The 4,233-nt window shown below is 27.3% G+C and carries 3 protein-coding genes; all 3 read right to left on the reverse strand.

Translation table 11 applies throughout. From position 1 onward, the window contains the following. Positions 1 to 766 precede the first annotated feature (766 nt). Positions 767 to 1,723 carry a DUF6731 family protein gene (locus IV513_RS14930; RefSeq protein ID WP_209391355.1) on the reverse strand — a complete coding sequence of 319 codons (957 nt, stop codon included), beginning with the start codon at positions 1,721 to 1,723 and terminating at the stop codon, positions 767 to 769. Between the two features lie 239 nt (positions 1,724 to 1,962). Then, positions 1,963 to 2,703, reverse strand: a complete 741-nt coding sequence (locus IV513_RS14935) for a hypothetical protein (RefSeq protein ID WP_209391356.1) — start codon at positions 2,701 to 2,703, stop codon at positions 1,963 to 1,965. 224 nt (positions 2,704 to 2,927) lie between these two features. Next, positions 2,928 to 4,067: a restriction endonuclease gene (locus IV513_RS14940; RefSeq protein WP_209391357.1), complete on the reverse strand. Its 1,140-nt coding sequence runs from the start codon at positions 4,065 to 4,067 to the stop codon at positions 2,928 to 2,930. Between the last annotated feature and the right edge of the window lie 166 nt (positions 4,068 to 4,233).

Below are 4,233 nucleotides of genomic sequence, written 5' to 3' on the forward strand. Positions count from 1 at the left end.
AACAAAGCTGTTGTTTGAAAAATAATTATGAAAAACAAAAAATATCTTTTCATTACTTTTTTTTTCTTGGTTGTTGCGTGGAAAAATTGCCGATAACGGAAAAAGTATTGGCGAAGGACGGGCTACTTTGCAGACAATTTCAAAGGGAAACCGAACCTGAGCAAAATGCTTTTTCAGATTTCTAAATTACGGAAAAAAGAAATATGAAAAGCATTTTTGCGGATATTGCTAACTGAATTCTCAAAGACAATATTCACCCCCGTCTTTTGCCAATACAATGTTATCGGCAGTCTTTATTTATTTGATGATAGTATTTTTAGAATTATTTTTATAAATCTAATTATGTTCAATAGAGTAACGGCAAATAATGCTACATAAATTGAAAAACAAAATGATTTTGGATAAAATTGAAAGTTTTTGATGTCTATACAATATTCTAGTTTGTCATTTATTAAAATAATTAAAAATGAAAATATTATAATAATTACATTTTGATAAAGTAAGGTTTTACAAAATTTTAGAAATTCTAAATATGTCTTATTATTTTTAAACTTTTCGAAAAGGTATAAACAGCCTATAAAAACTCCAAAAAAAATCGAACTGACATCAATAAGTTTGTCATTAAATAAATTTGTTTCTGAATTGTATTCAAATTTTAGATAGTAAGATAAACTAAAAACAGTAAAAAAAACAATATAAGGAAGTACATTAAAGATTATTTTATTGTTCCTTAATGTTTTAATTTCCTTTTTATGTTTATCACCAATCATAAATAATCTTCTAAGATAGGATATTCTTTTTCGTAAACTTCTTTTATACAAGAAATTCTTTGGCTCTTCATTAAATCTGAATCTAATCTTGGAATCTCAACTTTAAAATAAGCACAATATACGTCACCAACTAAATCAATTGGAATTTTTGAAGTTGAATATTCATTATCATATCCACATATTTCGATTGTGTCAATATTTTGCCTTATTTGACCAAATTTTAGAGCTTTACCAAGATTTTTTATTATTGGTTCTATTTTATTCTTGTATAAACCACCACTTTTTTTAGCATTTTGTACTTTGAATTCAATTTCAGCAAAATCACTATTTAAATTTGCTGCTTTTTCAATTTCAGGCAAAAATTCCATATCAATTTTATCCTCGAGCGAGGAATTTACTTCCTTAACTTCTCTCAGTAAATTTTTTGGCTGATAAACTTTGATTTTGAAACTTTTATATTTACTCATTCTTAAAGCTCGTTCATATTCATTTTTTCGGAATATGGTTGAAAATGTTGTCTCAAAAATTGACTCTACTTTTAATTCTTGAGATGAATGAAAGCATTTGTAAATGAATAACTTAAATAAATCTAAATATATACTATTTTTATTTACTTCGTAAAATAAGACGTTCAATTTTTTAGAATAGAGTAGAACATTTCCATACGCAATTCCTTCATCATTGTTTAAGTCTAATGCGGAAATTTTTTTACTTCTTTTATTAATTTTTGCAGGTAAATCTTTATCGATAATACTTCTTACAAAACCAATAGTATAATCATCATTATCTTCAACAACTGAAAAATTGACAGATTTATTTTTTACAACTCGTTCTTGATTATTAACTTCTGGATGATTTAATATTTCGTCAAATTTCAGATGCTTTGTTGAATCTTTTGAATATCGTAAATTAATTGATACTGCATCAACTTTACAATTTTTAATATTACTCATTTGTTTTATTTGGTTTGGTAGTTTTTTGGCAAGATTGCCGATAACGGGAAAAGTATTGGCGAAGTGCGGGCTGGATTTAACTGAAAGTTCAATTCAGACTGCGTGAAGCCGATGCTTTTTCATCTTGTTAAAATTAGTAAAAAAAACAATATGAAAAGCAGCGGCGTCTAAATATATCGAATATCTCAACTTAGACTTTCCCCCGCATTTTGCCAATACTATGTTAGCTGTAGTCATAATTATTTCAAAATTCCGTCTTTCCAAAAATAATAACTGAATTGTCCTTTTATTCGGGATTTGTTTTTACTATCGATCCAAGGGTATTTTTCGAAAACATTTTTATTCAGTTGTTCATTCAATTGTTCAGAATTAATTTGTGAACCTTTATAATCGACAGAATTCCAACAAGCGGATTTAATGTCATCGCATAATTTTAAGAGTTTAATGATTTCATTTTCACTGAGCTGTGGAAATTTTGCAAGTATTTTTTTATCAATATTCTGTGCAATATTTTTCTCCCAATCTAAACTTAAATTTAGGCTGAAATTTTCAATTTCATTTTCGGGTTTTTCAGCAAATGAGTTCAACATTGTATACATTTTACTTTTCCTAATTAAATGAATAAATACTAAAGTTATTATCCAAGATAAAACTGCAGAGATAATAACAAATAGGTCAACATTTTTAAAAAATCCCATTTCATTTATTGGATTCAAACCCATATAAACAAAAATTACGAAATAAATTATGTTATAAATTGATAAAGCTACATTTAATTTTAGCTTTTTGTAATGATTCCAAACAAGTGATATGATTAATGCAATAATTAGAGCAATAAAAGAAACTAGCCAAACAACGACTGGAACCATTCCAATTTCGCCACCAGAATAATTTGTTGTTTTAATTAATGAAGTTAAAACGACAAAATTTAAAACAGCATTAACAATATAAATTGTCAAGAAAATTTGTAAAGTTTTCATTTGCAGTTTGTTGGGTATGATTACAGCTAACGGAAAAAGTATTGGCGAAGTGCGGGCTAAATGGAACGAAAAGTTCAATTTAGACTGAACGTAGCCGATGCTTTTTTCTTACACTAAATTACTCTTTTTTGTGGAATAAAAAAGCAGCGGCGGATAAATTTTGCAAGTCTTTCAACTTTGTACTTCTCCCCGCATTTTGCCAATACTATGTTACCTGCAGTTTTTTATCCATAGTATCTTAAAGCCCTTCTGAAACCATTCGAAACTGCTTCCTCAACTGTTAATGCATAAAATTCATTTTTATTTTTTATTTGTGTTTGGTCATATTTTTGGTCAAATGGTAAATGGTATATTTTATTAGTGCCATTTACATTACATTTAATTCTAGGAAATTCAGATAATTGTAAGTTAATAATCTTAACATTTAATTTTTTTGCAAAATCAAGAGCCGTTTGTGATAACTCAATATTTGTCATAAAAACAGGAGTGAAATGATTGAACAAATCTGTCTTTCCAAGTTCTAAAATATGTGTAGTTGCAAATAATTGCAAAATGTGTTTTTCGTGGATTAATTTTTCTTGCGACCAATATTTGCACTGGATTATATGAATTTCAGATCCCTTTTTTGCAATTAAATCTCGCCCTAAATCGTTTAACTTTTTTTCCATTCCGAAGTAATTCACTTCCCAGCCTTTTTTCTCATAATGTTGCCCACAGAAAAGTTCAAAATCTCTACCGATTTGCCAATTACTTTTCTTTCCTCTTATGTAATTATTTAACGCTAATTGATTTCTTTCAATTTCTGATAAAGATTTGTATTCTTCTTTGCTCAAGTATTTACGAGCGTAATCAAATTCATCAGATAGGTTATTCACGTTTGCATAATTGTCAATTTCTTTGATTGATTCAAAATCCTCAACGTATTCTTCTAGTTCGGGAAAAACATTTAATAAATACTCATATTTATAAAGCATTAGTTTATATTGTTGAATATAATTTTTTGTTTCTACTTTTAGTTCTCTTATTCTTTGTGCTTCAGCATATGCTGGTCGTTGTTTAATTTCAAGATATTTTGCACTTAAATCATATTGTAGTAATAAATAATCAGAAAATAATGAACTTATTTTTTTTATAGAAGAATCACTTATATTATGTATATCTTCGAAAAGCTCTTCTTTTTCGTTAAGTAGTTTTTGTAAATTATTGAGTTCTTTTTCAAGGTTTGAAATCTTTTTTTCAAAATTATTTTTTTGTGTGTTTCTTGCATTTATTTCACTTTCAATTTTTTTCTTATAATCAAAATAAATGCCTCCATAAATAGACAGAGCCCCAACAATAATTAAGATTATTAATTCAATAGACATAAGTTTTTTTTAAAATTCTGACTAACGTTAAGTTTTTACTTTGATAATCAATTAGTTATACTTTAACGGATCAGTAACAAAAGTTGGGGACTAGGCAAAAAGTTTGGATAATCTGAAAAGGAAAAATGCTTTGTCTCTCACGCCTCGAAGTTGCATTCTGAAGTTC

The organism is Chryseobacterium sp. RR2-3-20, assembly GCF_017808115.1.
Taxonomy (GTDB): domain Bacteria; phylum Bacteroidota; class Bacteroidia; order Flavobacteriales; family Weeksellaceae; genus Chryseobacterium; species Chryseobacterium oryzae.